Genomic DNA, 1,331 nt, shown 5'->3' on the forward strand with positions numbered 1-1,331 from the left:
TCCGATTCACCGACGCAGTGCAAACCCTCCACCAACTCGGCACACGCACATTCATCGAAATCGGCCCGGACGCCACCCTCACCCCACTCGTCGAACAGACTCTGGACACCGACACCGACACCGACACCGACGCCGTCGCAGTCCTCCGACACCGCGTGCCCGAAGCACGGGCCGCCATCGAGGCAGCCGGAGCCCTCTTCGTGCGAGGCAGCACAGTCGACTGGCCGACACTCCTGGCCGGCGGACGCCGAGTGGACCTACCCACCTACCCCTTCCAGCACAAGCGCTACTGGCTCGACGCCACCACCGGAGCCGGCGACGTCACGGCCGCCGGACTGAGCGCAGCGCGCCATCCACTGCTGGGTGGTGCCATCACGTTGGCCGACCGCTCGGGCGTGCTGCTCACCGGGCGGCTGTCGTCGGCTACCCATGCCTGGCTGACGGACCATGCGGTCCACGGCACCGTCGTCGTACCCGGCACCGCCCTGGTCGAGTTGGCGCTGCGAGCCGGTGAGGAGGTCGGCTGTGACACCGTCGAGGAGCTGACCCTCCAGGCGCCACTGGTGCTTCCGGCGTCCGGCGCCGTCCAGGTGCAGGTCGTCGTCGGTGAACCGGACGCCCGGAACCTGCGCCCGATCGAGGTGTACGCCCGGATCGAGGACGACACGAGCGACGCTGCCTGGACTTCTCACGCCACCGGCCTCATCGCCCCCGGTTCGGGGAGCCCGCCGTCGGCCGCCGACTTCGCCGTCTGGCCGCCCCGTGACGCAGAACCGGTCGACATCGGCGACTTCTACGACGCGATGGCCGACAGCGGCTACGCCTACGGGCCCGTCTTCCGAGGACTCCGCAGCGCCTGGCGGCGCGGCGACGAGGTGTTCGCCGAGGTGGCCCTGCCCGAGGAAGCCGCGGACACGGCCTGGGAGTTCGGGGTGCATCCCGCCCTGCTGGATTCCGCGTTGCACGCTGCCGCAGCGGCGGCCGACGAGCGGGGTGGGGGCTCTCGCGTCCCCTTCTCCTGGCGACGCGTCGCGCTGTACGCGGCCGGCGCCAGGGCCCTTCGGGTCCACCTCACCCCGGCCGGGGAGGGCCTAGCCCTTCGAGTGGCGGACGCGGCAGGCCAGTTGGTCGCCTCTGTGGAGTCGCTGGTACTGCGCGAGGTGAGCCCGGAGCAGTTGGCGATCCCGGACGACGCCGATTCCCTGTTCCGGGTGGAGTGGGTACCGGTGCCCGATGGTCCCGGTCAGGGCACCTCATGGGCGGTACTGGGACACGGCCCACTGGCCGATGGCGGTGCCGTGTTCGAAGACGTGGAAGCTCTACTGGCCGCC

1 protein-coding gene is annotated in these 1,331 nt (G+C 71.1%); it reads left to right on the forward strand.

Translation table 11 applies throughout. From position 1 onward, the window contains the following. Nucleotides 1-17: 17 nt before the first annotated feature. Nucleotides 18-1,331 (forward strand): polyketide synthase dehydratase domain-containing protein (locus ACFVW8_RS39150; protein WP_389698828.1); only part of this gene is annotated, 1,314 nt, incomplete at its 3' end.

This window comes from Streptomyces sp. NPDC058221, from assembly GCF_042882365.1.
Lineage (GTDB): Bacteria > Actinomycetota > Actinomycetes > Streptomycetales > Streptomycetaceae > Streptomyces.